The sequence below is a fragment of the Gemmatimonadota bacterium genome (genome assembly GCA_009835325.1).
Lineage (GTDB): Bacteria > JAAXHH01 > JAAXHH01 > JAAXHH01 > JAAXHH01 > JAAXHH01.
This window is the reverse complement of sequence record VXWP01000078.1, coordinates 32,332-53,525: the sequence shown is the minus strand read 5'-3', so window position 1 is coordinate 53,525 and position 21,194 is coordinate 32,332. Positions and strand designations below refer to the sequence as shown.

At 63.6% G+C, this 21,194-nt stretch carries 19 protein-coding genes; 13 read left to right on the top strand and 6 right to left on the bottom strand.

The genetic code is table 11. The features are described 5' to 3' along the window. Positions 1-543 precede the first annotated feature (543 nt). Positions 544-2,208 carry a thiamine pyrophosphate-binding protein gene (locus F4Z81_10135; GenBank protein MXW05411.1) on the top strand — a complete coding sequence of 555 codons (1,665 nt, stop codon included), beginning with the start codon at positions 544-546 and terminating at the stop codon, positions 2,206-2,208. A 226-nt stretch (positions 2,209-2,434) separates the two neighbouring features. Then, positions 2,435-3,292, top strand: coding sequence for a hypothetical protein (locus F4Z81_10130; protein ID MXW05410.1), 858 nt, complete (start codon positions 2,435-2,437; stop codon positions 3,290-3,292). 168 nt (positions 3,293-3,460) lie between these two features. Here the strand turns inward: F4Z81_10130 and F4Z81_10125 are convergent, their stop codons facing one another. From F4Z81_10125 to F4Z81_10110, 4 genes are read right to left on the bottom strand one after another with little or no spacing between them, the layout of a single operon-like run. Continuing rightward, entirely contained in the window at positions 3,461-4,303 is an 843-nt protein-coding gene (locus tag F4Z81_10125) for an SDR family oxidoreductase (protein ID MXW05409.1), read from the bottom strand. Then, positions 4,303-5,154: an SDR family oxidoreductase gene (locus F4Z81_10120; protein MXW05408.1), complete on the bottom strand. Its 852-nt coding sequence runs from the start codon at positions 5,152-5,154 to the stop codon at positions 4,303-4,305. The genes F4Z81_10125 and F4Z81_10120 overlap by 1 nt, the downstream gene beginning before the upstream one ends. Positions 5,155-5,173: 19 nt before the next feature. Continuing rightward, entirely contained in the window at positions 5,174-5,461 is a 288-nt protein-coding gene (locus tag F4Z81_10115; protein MXW05407.1) for a putative addiction module antidote protein, read from the bottom strand. Positions 5,462-5,499: 38 nt separating this feature from the next. After that, on the bottom strand, positions 5,500-6,387 hold the full coding sequence (locus F4Z81_10110; GenBank protein MXW05406.1) for a phytanoyl-CoA dioxygenase family protein: 888 nt from the start codon (positions 6,385-6,387) through the stop codon (positions 5,500-5,502). Positions 6,388-6,692: 305 nt separating this feature from the next. On the opposite strand from F4Z81_10110, the gene F4Z81_10105 reads away from it, so the two are divergent. The 7 genes from F4Z81_10105 (at position 6,693) to F4Z81_10075 (ending at position 14,894) form a co-directional block, all read left to right on the top strand. Next, on the top strand, positions 6,693-7,625 hold the full coding sequence (locus F4Z81_10105; protein MXW05405.1) for an FAD-dependent thymidylate synthase: 933 nt from the start codon (positions 6,693-6,695) through the stop codon (positions 7,623-7,625). A gap of 30 nt (positions 7,626-7,655) precedes the next feature. Next, complete coding sequence (gene rnhC, locus F4Z81_10100) at positions 7,656-8,651, top strand: ribonuclease HIII (GenBank protein MXW05404.1); 996 nt, start codon at positions 7,656-7,658, stop codon at positions 8,649-8,651. A gap of 51 nt (positions 8,652-8,702) precedes the next feature. Next, positions 8,703-10,202 carry an alpha-N-arabinofuranosidase gene (locus tag F4Z81_10095; GenBank protein ID MXW05403.1) on the top strand — a complete coding sequence of 500 codons (1,500 nt, stop codon included), beginning with the start codon at positions 8,703-8,705 and terminating at the stop codon, positions 10,200-10,202. Positions 10,203-10,277: 75 nt separating this feature from the next. Beyond that, the gene (locus F4Z81_10090; GenBank protein ID MXW05402.1) at positions 10,278-11,648 is read left to right on the top strand and encodes a sugar ABC transporter substrate-binding protein; all 1,371 of its coding nucleotides are present in this window, start codon (positions 10,278-10,280) and stop codon (positions 11,646-11,648) included. A gap of 122 nt (positions 11,649-11,770) precedes the next feature. Then, positions 11,771-13,159: a sugar ABC transporter substrate-binding protein gene (locus tag F4Z81_10085; protein MXW05401.1), complete on the top strand. Its 1,389-nt coding sequence runs from the start codon at positions 11,771-11,773 to the stop codon at positions 13,157-13,159. Continuing rightward, entirely contained in the window at positions 13,156-14,037 is an 882-nt protein-coding gene (locus tag F4Z81_10080; GenBank protein MXW05400.1) for a sugar ABC transporter permease, read from the top strand. The genes F4Z81_10085 and F4Z81_10080 overlap by 4 nt, the downstream gene beginning before the upstream one ends. A 23-nt stretch (positions 14,038-14,060) precedes the next feature. Continuing rightward, complete coding sequence (locus F4Z81_10075; protein ID MXW05399.1) at positions 14,061-14,894, top strand: carbohydrate ABC transporter permease; 834 nt, start codon at positions 14,061-14,063, stop codon at positions 14,892-14,894. An 18-nt stretch (positions 14,895-14,912) separates the two neighbouring features. Here the strand turns inward: F4Z81_10075 and F4Z81_10070 are convergent, their stop codons facing one another. Then, complete coding sequence (locus tag F4Z81_10070) at positions 14,913-15,758, bottom strand: hypothetical protein (protein MXW05398.1); 846 nt, start codon at positions 15,756-15,758, stop codon at positions 14,913-14,915. 194 nt (positions 15,759-15,952) lie between these two features. Continuing rightward, entirely contained in the window at positions 15,953-17,875 is a 1,923-nt protein-coding gene (locus F4Z81_10065; protein ID MXW05397.1) for a DUF4835 family protein, read from the bottom strand. Between F4Z81_10065 and F4Z81_10060 the strand changes: the two genes are divergently transcribed. From F4Z81_10060 to F4Z81_10045, 4 genes are all read left to right on the top strand, one after another. Then, positions 17,120-18,925 (top strand): radical SAM protein, encoded by a 1,806-nt coding sequence (locus F4Z81_10060; protein ID MXW05396.1) that lies wholly within the window; start codon positions 17,120-17,122, stop codon positions 18,923-18,925. The genes F4Z81_10065 and F4Z81_10060 overlap by 756 nt on opposite strands. Before the next feature lie 161 nt (positions 18,926-19,086). Then, positions 19,087-19,599 (top strand): peptidylprolyl isomerase, encoded by a 513-nt coding sequence (locus F4Z81_10055; GenBank protein MXW05395.1) that lies wholly within the window; start codon positions 19,087-19,089, stop codon positions 19,597-19,599. A 3-nt stretch (positions 19,600-19,602) separates the two neighbouring features. Next, positions 19,603-20,259, top strand: coding sequence for a peptidylprolyl isomerase (locus F4Z81_10050; protein MXW05394.1), 657 nt, complete (start codon positions 19,603-19,605; stop codon positions 20,257-20,259). A gap of 68 nt (positions 20,260-20,327) precedes the next feature. Next, positions 20,328-21,176, top strand: a complete 849-nt coding sequence (locus F4Z81_10045) for a hypothetical protein (GenBank protein ID MXW05393.1) — start codon at positions 20,328-20,330, stop codon at positions 21,174-21,176. Positions 21,177-21,194 lie beyond the last annotated feature (18 nt).

The window sequence follows — 21,194 nt, the reverse complement described above, 5'->3', positions numbered from 1 at the left end:
TATGTGTACTTTTTAAATTTTCATATGGGGAATTATACAATAACAATCAGAATACATCCAGCCGCTAAAGCGCTGGATACCGCGCCCGGCAGATCCATACCGATCGGTGTGTAGTTCTGCCGGATGACGGCGAACGGATTCGCGGATGTCATGAAAATGATGAGGCTGCGATAGAACACATCTCGGTCCGCCTTTGGTAGGCGATAGCTTGTAGTAGCAAATGCATCGCCGACAAAAACTATGTCAATATCGTGCCTAAAAAGTACGTGCACGCCACTAATCGCTGGTCCACCTTTTGATCTTTAAACTCGATATAGGACAATTAAAGTACTACTCGCCGAATTCAGGAAATGCGGAATGAGAGCATTCTGGTTTTGCGTCATGTCGGTATGAGAACTCGTCGGCCGCTTCGCGGATGTATTAGCCCTACCCAAATCGAGTTCCTTGCCCTTAATTAGAGTACATTTTCTGACCTTGCCACCACCCGGATCCTCCGGTGGTCTGATATCCTGAAAGGGTAGAACAGGAACCCCGATGCCTGAAATGACCGGCTACCGGTACATCGCGGAGATGCTGCGCGGCTACGGGATCCGGGCCGTCTTCCACGTTCCATACGTCCTGGACGGCGCCCTCGTGGAGATGGAGAAACTGGGTATCCGGCGGATCCGGTGCCATTCCGAAAAGGCCGCTGCGTACATGGCCGACGGATACGCGCGGGTCGCCCACGGCCCCGGCATCGCCATGGCGCAGTCCGTGGGCGCGGCCAATCTCGCCGCCGGGCTCCAGGACGCCTGGCTCGCGTGCTCGCCGGTCATCGCCGTCACGGGCCGCTGGATGCCCCACTATCTCTATCAGCAGGCCTACCAGGAGATCGACCACCGCCCCCTCTACGATCCGGTCACCAAGTTCAATGCCTACGTGGATGGCGTGGAACAGATCCCTTTCCTGCTGCGCCAGGCCTTCCGCGAAGCCACCACGGGCGCGCCCCGTCCGGTCCACCTGGACTTCCTGGGCCTGTCCGGCGATCTCGCGGCAGGTTCTAAACTCGACGCCGAGGTGACCGTGGAGGCGTCCTTCGCACGGTATCCGGCCTTTCGTCCCGAACCGGAGCCCGGTCGTGTCGCGGATGCGGCGCAACGCATTGCCCGGTCGGAGCGGCCGGTTTTGGTCGCGGGAGGCGGGGTTACTGCATCGGCCGCGCAGGCCGAGGTGGTCCGGTTGGCCGAGAAGCTCTCCGTCCCGGTGGCGACCTCTCTCAACGCCAAGGGCACGATACTCGAGAACCACCCGCTGTCCGCAGGCGTGGTGGGCACCTACTCCCGCAATTGCGCCAACGAGATCGTCTCGGAGGCGGATCTCGTGATCTTCGTGGGCAGCCATACGGGCGGGCAGGTCAGCCACTTCTGGCAGATTCCCCGGCAGGGAACGCCTGTCATACAGATCGACGTGGACCCTGCCCAGATCGGCCGCAACTATCCCGCCGAAGTCGCTATCCAGGGCGACGCGAAAGCGACACTGGAACGCCTCATCGAGGCCGCGGCCCCGGTCCCGGACCGGGCGGCCTGGACGGAGCGCGTGCGCGTGCTCGTCGACCGGTGGCGGGCTGAATTCGACGATCTGCTTCGATCGGGCGCCGTGCCCATCCGCCCCGAGCGGCTTTGCCAAGAAATCACCGAATTCCTCCCATCTGACGCCATCCTCCTGTCGGACACGGGCCACGCCGGCATGTGGACGGGCGCCATGATCGAGATCACGAACCCGGGTCAGACCTACCTCCGCTGTGCCGGGTCCCTGGGCTGGGCCTTCCCCGCGGCCATGGGCGCCAAGTGCGCGGCGCCGGACCGTCCCGTCATCTGCTTCACCGGCGACGGCGGATTCTGGTACCACCTCGGGGAACTCGAGACGGCCGCCAGGTTCGGGATCAACACCGTCACGGTGATCAACAACAACCGGTCCTTCAACCAGTGCCGGGATGCTTTCGAAGATGCGAGCGGCCGGCGGGGCCAGGGGTCGGACGACCTGTGGGTCTTCGAGGACATCGATTTCTCCGGAGTGGCCAAGTCCATGGGATGCAAGGGGATACGCGTGGAAGACCCGGAGCGGATCCGGCCGGCGCTCGAAGAAGCGCTTGCCGCGGATGGACCGGTTGTCGTCGACGTGGTCACCGATATCGACGCCATGGCGCCGAAAGCCTACGTACCGGAATAGAACGGGCGATTGTCTTTACCGAATCGTGGTCCAATCACGCATCGTCCGTGATGGTCCTGTGGACGCCCTGTCCGCGGACGCCCTCCCTCCAAATACCCGACCTTCAACAGAATTTGTTTCCTGTTCGACAAATAGTTAGTACATTACAATCAAACAGCGACGCTTTCTCAGCATTTCCAGAATTCAATACTGGCTATTCCGCGATTCCGAAGGCAGGAGGTCTACCATGCGCTGTCTGGTATTCGCATTTGCCATGATTTTCGCCGGATGCTCGTCGTACACCCAGCTTGGTTCAGGCGGGTCCGGCGACTCGCGCGGAGCAGGCACGTCGGACGGTTCGGAAACGTCGTTAGTCTGGCTGGACACCCAGGGCGCGTTGCCATCGGTCGGGTACTTCGATGTAAAGACCGTTTTCACCGTGTCTGAACTGGGGCCCGGTTCCTACATCCGCGTCGCGGCCATCCACATCACGGGGACGGCGCGGGAGGCCCTCGTCAATAAGTTGCGGCTCAGAGCATCGCAGATCGGGGCGAACAGGCTGCTCATCGTCAAAGTGGAGGAGACCAGAGAGGAAGTCTCCCTGTATTCGGAACTTGAGAACGTGGCTCGGTTTTTCTCCGGCGAGAAAACAGACGCGGACCGGAGTAACGAAGCCTACACGCTCCGGATCGACGCCATCGCGATCAGGCAGTCGGATGACCTGTCCGATGTTATAACACCCCGTCAAGGGCAGGACTGGCCAACCGTCTATCGACCCCGTTCGTCCTATGATCGGCCGACCGTGTACCGGCCCCGCCGGCCCCGCAGGTCCTATGACCGGCCGACCATCTATCGACCGCCTCGACGGGACTATCGGCCGACGGCGAAGCCGCCACGACGGGATGACCGGCGACCGGTCAATCCGCCGATTCCAAAAGATGAACCGCCGATCGAGGCGCCGCCTCCGAGGGATGACCGGCCACCGGACAGGACGCCTCCACCGCCACCGAGAGACGAACCCCCTTCACCGCCTCCACCTCCACCGCCTCCGGAGGAAGACCGGTCGTCCAAGAAGCAGCCCCGCATGAAGACCCATCGACCTTGACGTGGGCTCACATGAAGACCCAGCGACCCTAGTGCGGCCCGACGACCGGACCGCCGGTCGCAATAACACACCGAAGCCGTTTCTCCCCGTTCAATGATTGGACGGGGAGAAACGGCTTTGTGTTGTCCGGTGTTTCCAACCGGGAGACGGTTAAAGGACGGTTTAAGGTCAGAAACGGGCACTTTCCGCGTCAGGGAGGATGCCGCCCTCGTCCCGGGGCAGGACCGAAAGGGGCAGGGCGATGGAGGAACCCGCGTCGACCGGGAGCGTGATCCCCGTGATCCAGCGGGATTCGTCGCCGGCCAGGAAGACGGCCGCGTGGGCTACGTCCCAGGCCGTGCCCTCGGTGCCCAGCGGCGTGGAGCGCCGCCGGAGTTCCCGGTGCGCATCCGACAGCCCGGCGGTGAAGGACCCGTGCAGGTGCCCCGGGGCGATGCAGTTCACACGGATCCCGTCCCTGCCGTGCTGTACCGCCATGTTGATCGTCAGGGCGATGACCCCGCCCTTGGAAGTCTCGTAGGCGACGTTGTACGACCATCCGCTCCGGAATCCGTCGACGGACGCCATGTTGATGATGGATCCGCCCCCGGCATCCATCATCGCCGGTATGGCGAACCGGCTCGCGAGCATCATGGCCTTGAGGTTCACCGCCATGATTTCGTCCCAATGCTCCTCTTGCACGTCCACCACCGTACCCGGATAGCTGAGCCCCACGTTGTTGAAGAGGATGTGCAGCCCGCCGTACCGTTCCACCGCGGTTTCGGTCATGGCCCGGCAGTCTGCCGACCGGGTCACGTCCCCGGCGAAGACCGACGCCGTACCCCCTTCTTCCTCGATGACGGCCAGCGTCTTTCCGGCGTTCTCCGCGCTTCGGTCCGTCAGCAGCACCTTCGCGCCTTCCTGGGCCAGGAGCACGGCGGTCGCCTGTCCGGTACCTGCCACGTCGCTTTGCGTGCCCGCGCCTGTCACGACGGCCACCTTGCCGTCCAGGCGGGGTTTACGAGGGTTCATCAGAAGATCTCCGCGCCGCCCGCCACCACCAGGTCCACGGCCGTGAGGTAGTCCGATTCCGATGAGGCCAGGAAAGCGACCGTTTGTGCCACGTCGTCGCCCCGGGCCACTCGGCCAAGAGGAGAGATGGCGGATTTCTCCTGGATAAAAGTCCGGTGGGCCTCGCTGTTTTTCCACGATCTGCCCTGGACGGCGCCGTCGGATACGGCCTCTTCGATGAATCCCAGGCGTTCCGTATCGACCGCGGTGGGCGACACCGAGTTGACGTTGATCCCGTGGGGACCGACTTCCTGTGCCAGGGCCTGGGTGAACCGGATGATCGCCGCCTTGGACGCGCAGTAGGCCGAGAATCGCTTCCGCCCGATTTTGCCCGACGTGGAGGCGATGTTGATGATCTTGCCGCCCTCTCCCCGTTCGATCATGTGGCGCGCCGCGGCCCGGCACATGAGGAACACGCCCTTGGCGTTGACGTTCATCTCCTTGTCCCAGGCTTCCTCTTCCATGTCGACGACGAGCACGCGGTCCTTGCCTGGCAGTGAGCCGGCGCCGTTCACGAGGATGTCGATGCGGCCGAACCGGTCGATACTCCCGGATACGAGTCGTTCCACCCGGTCGGCCTGCGAGACGTCGGCCAGGATGGCCTCCGCGCTGCGTCCCGCCGCCTCGATCTCCCGGACCACGGAGGGCAGTCCCTGCCATTCCGAAGAGTCGCCGGGATAGGGATTTGCGACCCGGTCGCTGACAATGAGGTCCGCGCCTTCCTTCGCGAGTCGTATGGCGACGGCCCGGCCGATGCCCCGTTCTCCGCCCGCTCCGGTGACCAGGGCGGTTTTGCCTTGTAAGTTGTACATTAAATACCTTCTGAACGGATCACGCCGTAAACCGCACCTGGAGACCCAGGGCACGTACGATACGAACTACCGTGGAGAATGCGGGATTGCCGTCCTCCGACAGTGCTTTGTACAACCCTTCCCGACTCATTCCAATCTCACGGGCCAGCCAGCTCATGTTCCCCGATCGGGCGATATCGTTCAGGGCGGCACGAATCTGGCTGCCATCTCCCGGATCTTCTTTCGCGCATGCTTCCAGGTAGAGACGAGCGTCTTCCAAGGTGCGCAGGTGCTCCGTCACTTTCCATTTTGAAAATGAAATACTCATTTCTACCTCCATTCCCTCGCCAGTCTGCCCCGCAATCCTTACTCGCCCTCTCTCCGTGGCCGCACGACAGTTTCGCCGTCGTCTTCCACGATGGGGTGGTGATAGATGTAGGGCGGTTCCAGCACGGCGCGCTGGGCCTCGGTGAGCTCCGAGGTCCATTCGGGGAGGTTGGTTTCGTAGATGCCGCCGGCGTAGTGCAGGTACTTGGGCGTGTACCGATACAGGGCGACCCGCCGATCGTGCTTGCCGTGCCAGGGCAGGGTGCCGTGGGCGGTGGCCTCGTTGAAGATCACCAGGTCGCCCGCCTTCTGTACGATGTGATGGACCAGGTCCTGGTTGGCCTCCCAGGTCAGGATGTCCTCGGGACACGCAAAGTTGGCCTTGTGGCTGCCCGGGATGACGCAGAGCCCGCCCGCGCCGGGGTCCACGTCCGCCAGGGCGAACTGGCAAACGATCAGGCCCGAGCGCATGCGGCCGTTGTGATAGTGGTAGTAGCGGGAACCGTTGAAGGTCGCGTTTCCGGAGCCATGGATCTTGAGCCCCTCGCAACCGGCTTCGGCGATCAGCACGTCGACGCCGTGGTCGAGCTTCCAGCCGCGGCCGAAGAGGGTGTTGAGATAGGGAATGATCTTCGGATGGACCAGGAGGTCGCGAAAGGGCTGGCACCAGGGCTGCGGCCAGGTGAGCATCCCCTCGTAGTGGCGAAAGGGGGCGTACTTGCCTTCGAAGGGCCTGCCCCGCCAGTCGCCGCTGAGTTCGTTGGGCCCGTCGTACGAACCGAGCCGGTCGGGATTGGCGTCGAGGGCCGCGTTCATTGCCTGTACTTCGTCCCCGTCCAGGAAACCGCGCACGTGAAGAAAGCCCTGCAGGTCGTACAGGTACTGTTCCTCTTCGCTCATGGTGGAAAAGGCCGGCGATTCGGGCATGGAGAAACCCTCCTGACGGAGTAGCAATTTTGATTTTGATATCGGGTGCTTAAGCAACAGAAGATAGCCCGGCAGATGCGCGGCGCAACGATAAAAACATCGATCTGAATCCCCGGGCCGGAGGTCACAAAATGCCTTGACAGCCCTGCCCGCCCCGGTTAACGTCCCCAAGTCCGTTTCCGTGGTGAACGCCGTTGTGGTGAACACCGTTTTGCAACCCGGAACGGACACTGAAATCTCCCCCGGAAAACCACGCTCGAAAACTGCGGGATGCCGTGTCCGAAGAACCCGAAGTACCCGAACAGATCGAAGCGCAACATCTCGACCGACCTGTGGTGCCCGATCTGGACGAGATCCTGGGCGTTCCCTTCAAGGTGCTCGACGACGGGTTCGTCCGCGTCGTGGACTATATGGGCAGCGATCACTCCATCGTGCAGGCCGCGCGCGTGTCCTACGGCGCCGGTACCCGCCAGGTGCACCAGGACCGGGGGCTGATCCGCTATCTCATGCGGCATCAGCACACCACGCCCTTCGAGATGTGCGACATCAAGTTCCACCTCCGGGTGCCCATGGATTGCTGGCGGCAGTGGATCCGGCACCGGACGGCTTCGGTCAACGAGTACAGCACCCGCTATTCGCTGGCGATCGACGCGACACAGACGACGTCGCCCGATGCGTGGAGGTTTCAGGCGGAGGGCAACCGCCAGGGCAGCGGAGGCTTCGTCGACACGGAGCGGGGCGCCTATTTCTCCGAGAAGGAACGGGAACTCCAGGAGGCCGCCCGGACCCGTTACGAAGAACGTATCGAGGCCGGCATCGCCCGGGAACAAGCCCGCAAGGACTTGCCCCTGTCCACCTACACGGAAGCCTACTGGAAGGTGAACCTCCTGAACCTGCTCCGGTTCCTCCTGCTGCGCATGGATGATCACGCCCAGTGGGAGATCCGCCAGTACGCCCACCTGATCGGACACCGCATCGTGTCGGCCTGGTGTCCCATCGCCTGGCAGGCCTTTATGGACTACAGCGTGAACGCGATGCAGCTGACCCACCTCGACTGGGAAATCATCCGGGCGATCCAGGCGGGCGATAACGGAAAAGTCAACGAACTACTGGTGGAGTACCGGTACATTTCAAAGTCGGGCAAGCTGCGCCGCAGCCGGGAGCGGGACGAACTCGAAGCCAAGCTGCGAAAGCTGAACATGCCGGTTCCGTGGCGGTCCGGTGACGACCCCGTCTAGCGGCCGGGCACGACCGGAAAGCGGTGACCGATGAACCGGCGCAGACCGGAACCCGTATCCCGCAGATACGATATCGCCGACGCCGGCACGCGGCGCGGGATCCTTGAGGCCCTGGAAAACCTCGGTCCGACAGAGCGCAGGACCGAAGACTGGTGCGACTGGGTGCTGGCGTTCGAGGACGAAGGGGAAAGACTGGTCCTCAAGCAGTACCGGAAAGGCACCCTGATGATCCAGGGCAGGGCGGGTCATCTGCTCCAGGTGATCCTGCACGTGCTTTCGCCCTTTCTGGATGAGCACGCTGAAACGGCTGCCAACGATTCCGGCGGCGGCAACGGTTCCGGCGGCGGCAACGGTTCCGGCGGCGCCGGGACCCGGAAGCTTCCCCTTCCCCACATCGGGACGGACGAGTCCGGCAAGGGCGATTATTTCGGTCCGCTGGTGGTGGGTGGCGTCCTGGTCGAAAACGGGACCCGGGAGCGGTTGGTGACCCTGGGCATCCGGGATTCCAAGAAGCTGGGCGACGCCACGTGCCGCAAGCTAGCGGCCGAGATCAGGCGGATCTGCATCGGAAAATACCGCGAGGTGATCATACCGCCGGAACGATACAACACGCTGTACGAGGAATTCCGGCGTGAAGGCAGGAATCTCAACCATCTCCTGGCCTGGGGACACGCCCGCACCATCGAGAGCCTGCTGGAAGGTACCCCGTGCAAACTGGCCGTGACGGACCAGTTCGGCAACGAAAGCTACATCCGGTCCCGGCTCATGAAAAAGGGCCGTGAGATCGAACTGATCCAGGAACACAGGGGAGAGCGGTACCTGGCCGTGGCCGCGGCGTCCATTCTCGCCCGGGACCGGTTCCTGGAGTACCTGGAAAGGCTGTCGGGCGAGGCCGGCCTTACTTTGCCCAAGGGCGCCGGCGCGCCGGTCGTCGCCGCAGGCAGGAAATACGTCGAACGGCATGGTGTGGACAAGCTGTCTTCCGTGGCCAAGATGCACTACAAGACTACGGCCCAGGTAATGTAGATCCAGGTGGTGTACACCCAGGTGATGTAAACCCGTAGGAACGCGACCCGCATGCGACAGACGACACTGTACGCGCACACTAAATTCCAGATCGCGCCGGTCGATCCGAGGATCTTCGGAGGGTTCCTGGAGCATATCGGCAGGGCCGTCTACGAGGGCGTGTTCGACCCGGACTGCAAGCACGCGGACGAGGACGGGTTCCGCACGGACGTGATGGATGCCATGAAACATCAGTCCATGACCGTCATGCGGTATCCCGGCGGCAACTTCGTGTCCGGCTACCACTGGATGGACGGGGTGGGCCCGCAGAAGCTGCGTCCCACCGTGCGCGAGCTAGCCTGGCAGAGCATCGAGCCGAACGCATTCGGCACCGACGAGTTCATCCGGCTGTGCCGTAAAATGGACTGGCAGCCCATGCTCACGGTCAACCTCGGCACGGGCTCGCCCGAGGAAGCCCGAAATTGGGTCGAGTACTGCAACTGTCCCGCGGGCACGAACTTCGCCGACATCCGGGTGGGCAACGGGGAGGAGATGCCCTACGACGTCGGCCTGTGGTGCCTGGGCAACGAGATGGACGGCCACTGGCAGCTCGGTCATGTGCCGGCCGACCAGTACGCGATCCGGGCCCAGCAGGCCGCGAAGATGATGAAGGACGCGGACCGGCGGATCGAACTGGTCGCCTGCGGATCCTGCTCCGTGGACATGTTCGACACCTACATGGAATGGGACCGGCAGGTCCTCGACTACCTGGGCGATTACGCCGACTACATCAGCCTGCATCGTTACGTGGGCAACCCGAAGGACGATACGCCGGACTACCTGGCGGTAACGAACTCCATCGACCAACAGATCGAGGAGATGGACGCGGTATGCCGTTTCGTCCAGGCCAAGCGCCGGAGCAACAAACGCACTTACCTGTGCTTCGACGAATGGAATGTCTGGTACAAGAACCGCGAAATGGACGGTGAAGGGCAGTTTGCGCCGCACCTGGTGGAGGAGGTGTACAACCTCGAAGACGCCCTCGTCGTGTCCGGTTTCCTCAACAGCTTCGTGCGCCACGCCGACTCGGTCCGCATCGCGAACATCGCCCAGATCGTCAACGTCATCGCCCCGCTGATTACCCGGGGAGACGACCTCCTCATTCAGTCCATCTACCACCCCTTCACCATGTACGCGGGTCGGCAGGAAGGCACGTCGCTCCGGACCTTCGTGGACGGCGCGGGATACATGAGCGAGAGCTATGGGCGGGTGAACTACATCGACGCCGCCATGATACAGAACGACCGTAAACTGCATGTCTTCGTCACGAACCGCAGCACGGACACCGACGTGCCCCTGCGTATCGTGCTCGAAGACCGGCCGATCGAATCGCTGGTCAGCGCCGAGATACTCTCCGGAGGCCAGGACCCGAAGGCGGCCAATTCGTTCGAGCAGCCCGACCTGGTCGGTAAGCAGCCCTACCGGGAAATCAAGGTCGCCGGGGGCAGGTGCCAGTGTTTTCTACCCCCGCTGTCCTTCGCGGCGATGACCTTCGAGCTCGAGAAGTGGTAGGCCGCGCCGCGTCTTCCACGACCGCCGCGGCTACGTCCCATCCATCCCATGACCGCACCTGATAAACCCGGGAAAATGTCCCGGCGCGAAGCCCTGAAGGTCGGCGGCGGCGCCCTGCTCGGCGGCGGCGCCCTGCTCGGCGCGGCCGTGTCAGCTTGCGGCGGCGGTGACGACGGGGCGGGCCGGACCGGCCGGGCCGGCCAGGCTGACCGGAAGACCGTGCGTTTCATGACGGCCCAGACGCGGGAGAAGCACCGGTCTCTTGAACCGCTCATCGCGGAGTTCATGGAGATCCATCCAGGCATCCGGATCGAGCACATCAAGGTGCCCTGGGACCAGGCCCATTCGAAGTATCTCACCGCCATCCTGGGCGGTGCGCCGCCCGACGTCATGACCATTCCCAGCTGGTGGGTGACCGAGTTCCGGGCCATGGGCGCCCTCGAGGACCTCGGACCATGGGTGCGGGACTGGCCCCATCTCCAGGGCTACTCGGAACAGGTGAAGAGGCTGACCCGGGCGACGATGGCCTTCGACGGCGACCAGGTCTTCGGCCTGCCCACGGAGGTGGCCGTCCGTTCCATGTTCTACCGCACCGAGTGGCTCGACGAATACGGCCTGGCGCCTGCGGAGACGCGCGAGGAGTGGCGTGTACTGCTTGAAAAGATCACGGACCCTTCCCGCCAGCGTTACGGATACGCGCTCCGGGGCGCCCGGGGCGGTTTCTGGTCGTGGTGGGCCATCGCCCAGGAATACGCCGGGTCGAACGCCTGGTTCGACGAAGACCACCGGTGCATTATCAACAGTCCGGACCACGTGGCAGGCCTGTCCTACTGGAACGACCTCTACCAGGACGGACTCGCGCCGCCCGACTCGCTGAACTGGGGTTTCAACGAACTGGTCCAGGGATTCTGGTCGGGGCTCTGCGGCACGATGGAGCAGGACCCCGAGGTCGTCCGGACCTGCCTGGAGCACGGCCTGGACGAAGACAGCCTCGCCATCACGGTCATGCCCGCCGGCCCCAGGGCCCGCGTGGCCCTGTCCGACGGGGGGTATACAGCCATGTCGTCGGCTTCCCCGCACAAGGATGAAGCCTGGACGTTTCTCGGCTGGCTGATGGCGCCCGAACAACGGCTCCGGTACTGCAGGGACGTCAACATGATCCCGCCCTTCGCCAGTGCGATGGAGGACCCCGCCTTCGGACAGGGTCTCTACCGGTCCTTCGTGGAAATGGTCACGGACCCGGCCATCCTGCAGAACTGGTATCCCAACTACCTGCCGGAGATGGGGGAGTTTCTGGAGGTGCGGGTGACCGAGGAGCACCAGAAGATGCTGCTGCAGCGGCAGTCTCCCCGGGAGACGCTCGACCGGCTGGCCGACTTCATGACCCGGGCGCAGCAGAAGTACGTGGATCGGTACGGCCCGGAAACGCCGAGGCCGCCGGCCTAGCGCGGCGGTCCCGGACGACCCGCGGTCCCGGGCATATTTCGTCAATAGACCACGCCGTACGACTGTGCGGACAGCGCGTTGGTCCGCGCAGGTGGCCGATTCGCTGCTACGAAACCCACACGATGCCTCATCACGCCGGACCCCTCAGGAGAATCCGTCACCTCACCCGCCGCGACATGCTGCGGCTCGGCGGAACCGCCGCCGCGGGCGTGGCCGTGCTGGGCTGCGGAGGCGGGGACGACCGCCGGGCCGTCTCCGTCTTCAGCCCGATGGGCGAAGTGAAGAACCAGGCCCTGGCCCGCCAGGTCGACCGCTTCATGGCCTCGCGGGATGACCTGCGCGTGGAAGTGATGCCCGTGCCGTGGGACCAGGGCCACGCCAAGCTGCTCACCATGATCGCCGGCGGCAACCCGCCCGACGTGATTACGGCGACGGGCCAGTGGATTGCCGAGTTCCGGGCCATGGGCGCTATCGAGGACCTGACGTCCTGGTACGCGACGTGGCCTCATCGCGACGCCTTCACGCGGACGGCCCTGCTCCGGTGCGAGAGCAGCACGGCCATCGAGGACGGCCGGGTCTACGGGCTGCCGTTGGAGCTGACGACGCGGGCCATGTTCTACCGCAGGCGGTGGCTGGATGAGCAGGGACTGGATCCTGCTGCGACCCGGACCGGCTGGCGCGCGTTGCTGGAACGGATCACTGACCGGGACCGGGGCCGTTACGGATACGCCCTGCGCGGGGCCCGCGGCGGTTTCTGGACCTGGTGGCCCATCCTGGAGGAGTTCTCCGGCACGAACGAATGGTTCGACGGGGACCAGCGCTGCATCATCAACAGCCCGGAGCACGTGGAAGGACTGACCTACTGGTACGATATCTACCGGGACGGGCTGGCGCCGGCGGACGCGGTGAACTGGGGATACAACGAACTGGTGCAGGGGTTCTGGTCCGGGATCTGCGGGTGTATCGAGCAGGACCCGGAAGTGGTGCGCACCTGCCTGGATCACGGCATGGACGAATCGACCCTGGTCACGGCGCCCATGCCCGCCGGACCCCGGGCCCACGTGGCCTCCAACGACATCTGGATCCTCTCCATATCCAGGGAGGCGAAGAACCCCGGCGGCGCCCTGGCGTTCTACGAGTGGATGATGGCGCCGGAGCAGCTCATCGCCTACAGCAAGGACGCGAGCGTGCTGCCGACGGTAAATCAGGGCATGGACGACCCCTACTTCGGCCAGGGGTTCCTGCGGCCGTTCATGGACATGGCCACCGATACTACGCTCCTGCAGAACTGGTACCCGAGCTACCTGCCCGAAATGGGTGAATTCATCGAGGTGCTGGTCACCGAGGAACAGCAGAAGATGCTCCTCGGCCGGCAGTCGCCGCGGGATACGCTCGACCGGCTGGCCGACTTCCTGGACCGGGCCCAGCGGCGTTACGTGGAACGCCACGGTCCGGATACGCCGCGGCCGCCCCGGCTGTCCGAGCCGTCTGAGCAACCCCTTTCGCCATGAAAAAGGCCGATCCCTACCTGCTCCTGGCGCCGGCTTACCTGCTCATCGCGGGATTCCTGTTCTACCCCATGGCCACGGTGTTCCTGTTGTCTTTGCAGGAATACCAGCTCATGGATCCCCTCAATACGCCCTTCGTCGGACTGGACCAGTACGCCTTCATGCTCGGGGACGAGTATTTCTGGCGGAGCCTGTGGAACTCCGTGGTATGGGTGGTCGTTTCGCTGTTCTTCCAGTTCCTGCTCGGCTTCTGCCTGGCGCTGCTGCTCAACAGCGCGCGGTTCAGGGCCCGGGGGATCTTCCAGGCCGTCGTCTTCGCGCCGTGGGCGGTATCGGGCTTCCTGATCGCCATCATCTGGGCCTGGCTCCTGAACGGGGAATTCGGGCTGGTCAACGACCTGCTCATCCGGGTCGGCCTGCTGGATCAGAAGGTGGGGTTCCTGTCCCGCGAGGAGACGGCGCTCCTCTCCTGCGTACTGGCCAACATCTGGTTCGGGGTCACCTTCTTCGCCGTCATGCTCTTCGCCGCGCTCCAGGCCATCCCTCCGAGCCTGTACGAAGCGGCCGACATGGACGGCGCCACGGCCTGGCAGTCCTTCTGGCGCGTCACCGCGCCCATGGTGAAACCGGCCATCGTCATCACCATTCTGCTCCGGGCGATCTGGGTCTTCAACTGGGCGGACCTGATCTGGGTCATGACCGGGGGCGGTCCGGCCGGGGCTTCCCGCACCCTGGCGCTCTACGTGTTCCAGAAGGCCTTCCTGGGCCTGGATTTCGGGTATTCGGCCGCCCTGGGCGTGGCGCTGACCGTGATCTCCCTGGTGTTCACCGCCGTGTTCCTCCGCGTCACCCGGTTCTACGGCGACGAGGCCGCCATTTGAGGCCGCTTTTTGAGGCAGGAACGATGATCCGTATGCATCCATTGCGCCGAGGGGTTCAATTCACCGGAATGTGCGCGTTCTTCGTCTTCGCCGTTTTTCCCGTGTACTGGATGGTGGTTACTTCCCTTACGCCGGCGCAGGACCTCTTTGTATGGCCCCTGCGGTATTTCCCGGCGGCGCCGACGCTGGAACACTACGCCTCGGTCTTCCTGCGCACCGACATCCCCCGGTTCTTCACCAACAGCCTCACGGTCGCCAGTCTGGCTTCGGCCTGCACGCTGACCGTGTCCGTGCTGGGGGGTTACGCCCTGGCGCGCTACCGGTTCCGGGGACGCCAGGTCACCCTCCTGGTCTTCCTGGCAACCCAGATGATGCCCGTGGTGGTGCTCATCGTCCCGCTCTTCATTATCTTACGGGTACTCGGCCTGCTCGACACGCTCTACAGCCTGATGATCGTATATACCGTGCTGAACATCCCCTTCTGCACGCTCATGATGCAGGGCTTCTTCGCGGGCGTCCCGTCGGAACTCGAAGAGGCCGCTATGGTGGACGGGTGCAACCGCATGGGGGCGATCCTGCGCGTGGCCGTGCCGCTGGCCCGTCCCGGGCTGATCGCCACCTTTCTCTTCGCCTTCATCGGCGCCTGGAACGAACTGCTCTTTGCGGTGATGTTCCTGAACTCGGAATCCACCTTCACCCTGCCCGTGGGCCTGTACAACTTCATCAGCAAGTACGACGTTCACTGGGGCCGCATGATGGCCGGCGCCACGCTGGCGCTGCTTCCGGCGCTGGCCGTGTTCGCCTTCGTGCAGCGGTACATGGTCAGGGGATTGGCCCTGGGGGCGGTGAAGGGATAAGGGAAGGAAGGCGTCAAATCAAGGAAGCAGGACCGGGCGCACCCAGACGAGGTACAGCTGATCGCCGGAGCGGATCACCTGGTTGACGGTCAGCAGCCCATAGGCTTCGCGAGCCGATGATCCGGTGAGCGTGCGGTATCCCCGCGGGCGCTTCCCCTTCACCTCGGCCAGGTCGGTCGAATCCAGCGGCCAGTCCACGGCCTCGCCGGACTGGTCCGCCATGTACCGGGGCAGATGCTGCACGGCGATCTCGACGCGGTCGGGGACGTAGGGTGCGGCCCTGGGATGGGTAAACCCGGCGAGGAAGAGGTTGAACTTGTACATGGCGTTCCACGCCGGCGCGATCACGTCGTTGACGGATCGGGCCTTGAGCAGCGCGGGCGAGTAGGTGTGCAGGCTCGGCGGGGAGTGCATGCCGATCCAGATGGTCACCTTGTCGTTGTTATCCCGATAGGGCTCCTGTATGCTTCTGGCATAGGTCAATTCGTTATCGAGCCACTCATTGGTCAGGCTCGACAGGCCGAAGGTGGTCTGCATGACCAGGTACAGTCCGGGCACTTCCTCATCTACCAGTCGGATGTAGCGGTGCAGCGCCTGGGCATCGTCGTCCCGGAACACGACGAGGCCGTTGCCGTAGATCACGATCTGCGGCGTACGCGAAAGGAAAACATCGTGCACGGTGGTCGATGCGCGCACCATTTTGCGCCAGATCGCCGGTTCGCCTTCGGATCCGTGGGCCGTGGGGGCGCCGAGGAGTGCCGCCAGTACCATCAGGACGCCCGGGATCAGGTTTGTGAGTGTGCCGGTGCTGCCGGTGCTGCCGGTTCTGTCGGTCCTGCCTGTCCTGCCGAATTCATTGGTCATTGACTGTCTTCCCATTTCGATACCCATGCGCTGCAATCGTTGCGACCGAAAGATGATCGAGGAAAAGCGCAGCTTTCACAAGCAGCGCAAGTGGCGGTGTCCTACCTGCGGCCGCAGCCGGTTTCAGCGGAACAGGTCACGGAGATGGTCCTCCCGGTCCACGAAGTACCGCCGTGGGGACTGAACGGTCCGCTTCATCTGCCCACCTGCTCCGCATGCTCTTCGTAGGTCGCCCGGTGCTCGGGATCGATCTTGATGAGCATGTCGTAGGCTTCCCTGGAAGATTCCGCATCGGGCACTTCGGTGGGTGATTCCGCGCTGAAAACATCCGCCAGCTGCAGGTAGTGGGCGTTCAGGAACTCACTCAGCCACTTGTCTCTCGGGTTCTTCTCGTGGATTTCCGCCATTAAATCCACGGCCTCGCGGCAGAGGGTGCGGGCCTCCACCAGCTTGTTGTCCTTTTGTGCCGCCAGCCCCCGGTAGTACCGGTTCCGGATCAGGCGGCAGGGCTTGTAGTCTTCGGCCAGGATCCCGTCGATCAGGTCCAGCCGTTCGTCCCACCCCCGCTGGAATTCGCGGCTGAACCGGCCGTCCAGCGCGATGGCATTAGCCCGCTGGAAATGGCGCTGTCCGCCGAACTCCGTGTACTTGTCCAGCGCGTGTCCGATCATGATGTGCACGTAGTAGTCGATCAGCCACGTCAAGGCGTTGAACTGCTGGTCGTCATGTTGCAGATAGTCTTCCCGTTCGTACTCAAAAAACCACCACCGGTCCAGGTACTTCAGGTCCGTTCCGCTGTACACGGTCAGGCGCGAGCCGTACTGGGTCTTTACCGCGCTGCCCATGAAGGCCAGAATGGCTTCGATACCCACGTGTACCGGCTCGGGCAGGTCCTCTTCCAGCCAGTCCCATTCTTCGATGTAGTCGGCGAGCGTTAGGCCGAAGTCCGCCATCTGCTCGCGGTGCAGGACGGGCAGGGCTTCCAGGTGCGCCATGACGTCGGCTCTCACCTGTTGCCCGCGGGCGTCCTGCGGTGGTATCGCCAGCAGGCAGAGCGCCAGAACGCCGGCCGGTATCCACAGTCTTTTCCGGGTCTTTCGGTGGTTCATCACATCCATGCGCAGGCTCCCGGTATACGGGGTACCGCAACAGCCGTCGTTTGTCGGAAAACTAACCGCGGGAACGCGGCGTGTCAAGCCTATCCCGCACCGCCACAGCCGCGGTGGCTGCCCTGGTGCGAGCCTTGACACCCGGGTCTCGGGACTGTATTTTGGCGGTCCATAGCGAATGGTGACACGGACGATCGGTCCGGTGCGGCCCGGCAAGCGCGGCCACGGCCGATCAGCGTTTCGGAAGGGTGCATGTTCGGACAATCCCAGGCGGAGACCCTCGCCCGCGAACGGGGGACCATATACAAGAAACCGGGCGGTAAGGCCGTTCGAATCGCCCTGGTGTATCCCAATACCTACTACCTGGGCATGTCGAACCTGGGTTTCCAGACCATCTACCGTCACCTCAACGAACGCGACGATGTCGTCTGCGAACGGGCCTTTCTCCCGGAACCTTCCGGCCTTGAAGCCCTGTCCAGGTCCCGCAAGCCGCTGGTTACGCTCGAATCCGGGCTGCCGCTCGGTTCGTGCGACATCGTGGCCTTCTCCGTATCCTTCGAAAACGACTATCCCAACCTGGTCCGCATCCTGGAACTCGCCCGCGTGCCGGTGCTCGCGGCAAGCCGGACGCGCTTCGATCCGATCGTGCTGATCGGAGGCGCGATCACCTACATCAACCCGGAGCCCGTGGCGGATTTCGCCGACGTGATGGTCATAGGCGACGGCGAAGAGGCGGCTTACGCCTACATCGACCGCTACCTCGCGGACCAGGGACTGGACCGGGAACGCCATCTCGCCCATACCATGTCGCTGGCGGGCATGTATGTGCCGTCCCTGCAGACCGCTTCCCCGGGTGAACGGGAGAGGATGGAGGCCGGGATGGCCTCGGATGCCGGATGCGATGACTCGGATGCCGGATGCGATGCCCCGGCGGCCGAAGCGGAAAGCGCGCCCGTAGGACGGATCGCCAAGCAGCAGGTGCGCGACTTCGAGGACTATCCCGCCCATTCCGCCGTCCTCACGCCCGACACCGAGTTCGGCGACATGCTGCTCATCGAGATCTCCCGGGGGTGTCCCCGCCGGTGCCGTTTCTGCGCCGTGAGTTACGTCTATCCGAAGTTCCGCGCCCTGAAGCCGGATACCATACTCGATGTCATCCGGTCGAAGAACGCGTCCCTGGCGCGCGACGGCAAGGAGGGGCTGAAAGCCGTGGGCCTGGTCAGCTCGGCCATGTGCGACTATCCCCACCTCGACGAACTCTGTGCGGGCCTGGAAGAAACCGGTCTCCGCGTGGGCGTTTCTTCGGTTCGGGTCGACCTGGTCCCGGACAGCCTGCTGAGGCTGATGCTGAAGACGGGGCTGCGCACCATGACCATCGCGCCGGAGGCCGGGTCGGAAAGGCTTCGCAAGACGATCAACAAGCCCATATCCTCGGAGGAAATCCTGACCGGCGCCCGGAGGATACTTGATAAGGGCATCAAGCACCTCAAGGTGTACTACATGGTCGGTTTGCCGACGGAGACCGACGCAGACATCGAGGAACTCATCGAGATGACGCGCCGGCTTGCCGAACTGCAGCGGGAGTGCGGGGAACCGGGCGGACGGCTGCGGCTGAGCATAAATCCCTTCGTGCCGAAAGCGTTGACGCCCTTCCAGTGGAGTCCCATGGCGTCTCCCAAGGAGGTCAGGCGCAAGTTGAATCGCATTCAGAAGGCCCTGCGCGGCACGGCAGGGGTGGACGTCAAGCACGAGAGCCTGAAGTCCGCCTATTTCGAGGCCATCCTGTCTCGAGGCGGCCGGGAACTGAGCGGATTCGTGATGGAAACCGCGCGGCTGGACGGAGACTGGAAACGCGCCGCGGCGGAACTGGGGATGGATACCTCGCAGTATCTCGGGGACATGGCGGATCTGCAGTCGCTTCCCTGGGATTTCATTTCGACGGAGAAGGAAAACCACCGGCTCCAGTGGGAGTACCGGAAGAGTCACCGACTGCCATACCGCAAACGGCAGTCCGCGCCCAGCGCCGGCCGGCCGGATGCGGGGCATACCGCGGTCTGAACCCCGGACGGAGAAGCCGGGGTCAGACCATCATTCCAAGTCAGTGGAGGCGAAAGATGCGCAAACCTGGCCTTTTTGTGACTGTTGTATCGCTCATGTTTTTCATGGCTTCCTGTGGCGAATCGTCCGACCAACCCGAAACCAGCGGAGAACCCGCGAACATGTTGATCATCGAAACCACCCTGGGCACCATCAAATGCGAATTGTACCCCGACATGACGCCCACCACCGTGGAGATTATCTCGAGCCTGGCCGAAGGCACGCGGGAGTGGATCCACCCGGTAACCGGCGAGACCATGTCCGGCACGCCTTACTATGACGGCGTGATCTTTCACCGGGTCATTCCGAACTTCATGATCCAGACCGGCGATCCGGCCGGCACCGGCAATGGCAGCCCGGGATTCGTGTTCGATGACGAGTTGCGCGAGGAACTGCGTTTCGACCAGCCCGGCCGTCTGGCCATGGCGCATCGCGGCCCCAACACCAACGGCGGTCAGATCTTCATCACGGTAGCGCCTACGCCCCATCTCGACATGGTGCACACCATCTTCGGCCAGGTCGTGGAGGGACAGGAAGTGGCTGACGCCATTTCGGAGGTGCCCACGAACCAGTCGCGGCCTATTGAAGAGGTTAGCATCGTCAAAGTGACCGTGGTCAGAGGGGAGGGCGAGTAACCGATGAGAAGGATACGTATCACCGCGATAACCGCCGCGCTGGCGGGGCTCGTCGCCTGGTCCGCATGGGCCGTGGCGCATCCGCCGGTCCAGTCGAACGACGCGGCGCAGTCGTCCGGCGAACTGGCCTCACAGGCTCTGGGGGCGGGGACCTACGCCGTGTTCCAGACCAACATGGGGGTCATCATCTGCAAGTTGTTCGACAAGCTGGCGCCCGCCACCGTGGATAACTTCATCGGGCTTGCCGAGGGCACCCGGGCCTTCAAGGACCCTAAAACCGGGCGCGAGGTTAAACGTCCGTACTACGACGGGACGCTCTTTCACCGGGTCATTCCCAACTTCATGATCCAGGGCGGCGACCCTACGGGAACGGGCCAGGGCGGCCCGGGCTATGAAATCAAGGGCGAAATCCGGGGCTCGCTGCGCTTCGACCGTCCCGGCCGGCTGGCCATGGCCAACGCGGGATCGCCGGATACCGCGGGCAGCCAGTTCTTCATCACCCACGGTCCCAAGTCGTACCTGGACGGAGGCTATACCATCTTCGGTCAAGTCATGAAGGGTCAGGAAGTGGTCAACGCCATCGGCCGGGTGCAGACGCGGAGCGACCGTCCCCTTTTCGATATTGTGCTGGAGAAGCTGACCATAGAGCGGGTTCAGTAAGGCCGGACCAGGCCAGACCGGCCAGACCGGCCGGACCAGGCCGAACCACGGAAAACAGGGGAAACGGCATGCGGAGCGCATTCCGAGGATATGCTGGTTTCGGCAGGGCGCTCCCGCTGGCGAGGTTAAGCGCCAGGGCGCTCCCGCTGGCGTGGTTAAGCGCCGCCTGGCTGGTCCTTGCTTCGCCGGGCGAGCTGAGAGCCTTCGAACCGGCTACGCCCCACCTGGACGCCTTTCTGGCCGGACTGGACCAACGCGAGCCGCAGCCCGTTCCTCCGGGCCTGCGCGCCTTCACCGGCGATTCCACAGCCCTCCGGCTGAACGCGGCGGACGTCATCGACATGTTTACCGCCGCGGAACAGGATACGCTCACGCTATTGCGGGTCAACGTGGTCCTGGCCCGGTGGATCGCCGAACGCAACATACCCCTCTACGCCGACGGGGAAGCGGTCGACGAAGCCCTCAAGCAGGGGTTTTCCCTGGGCCTCACCTTTCCGCTCCACCACGTTTCATACCTCTTTTTCAGCCCCGATGCCGCCCGTTCAGGCGATTTCCTGGTCCACATCCGCGCGCTCTACGACATGAACTACACGTTCCGTTTCGACCGGGACATCCTGAATGCCGACGTGATCGTCCACGGCGCCGAGACCGCGTACACCGATGACGGCGGTCCCCGGACGAGCTACCTGGTGACGCTGGCACTGCACGACGAACTGGAATGGGCGCGGTACACCGACTTCGAGGGTCTTTCGGGCCGGAAGCGGGGCGTAGCGGGATTCTTCCAGCGGGTTTTCTTCTTCATTCCCAAGACCCTGGACGGCCTGGAACTCCGGGACGGGCACCTCAAGATCAAGGCCTTTATAGATCAGAACATCGAAGACTTCGAACGGCTCGAGCGCTACCACGTGAGACGCTAGCCGTCCTGGCTCGAACGC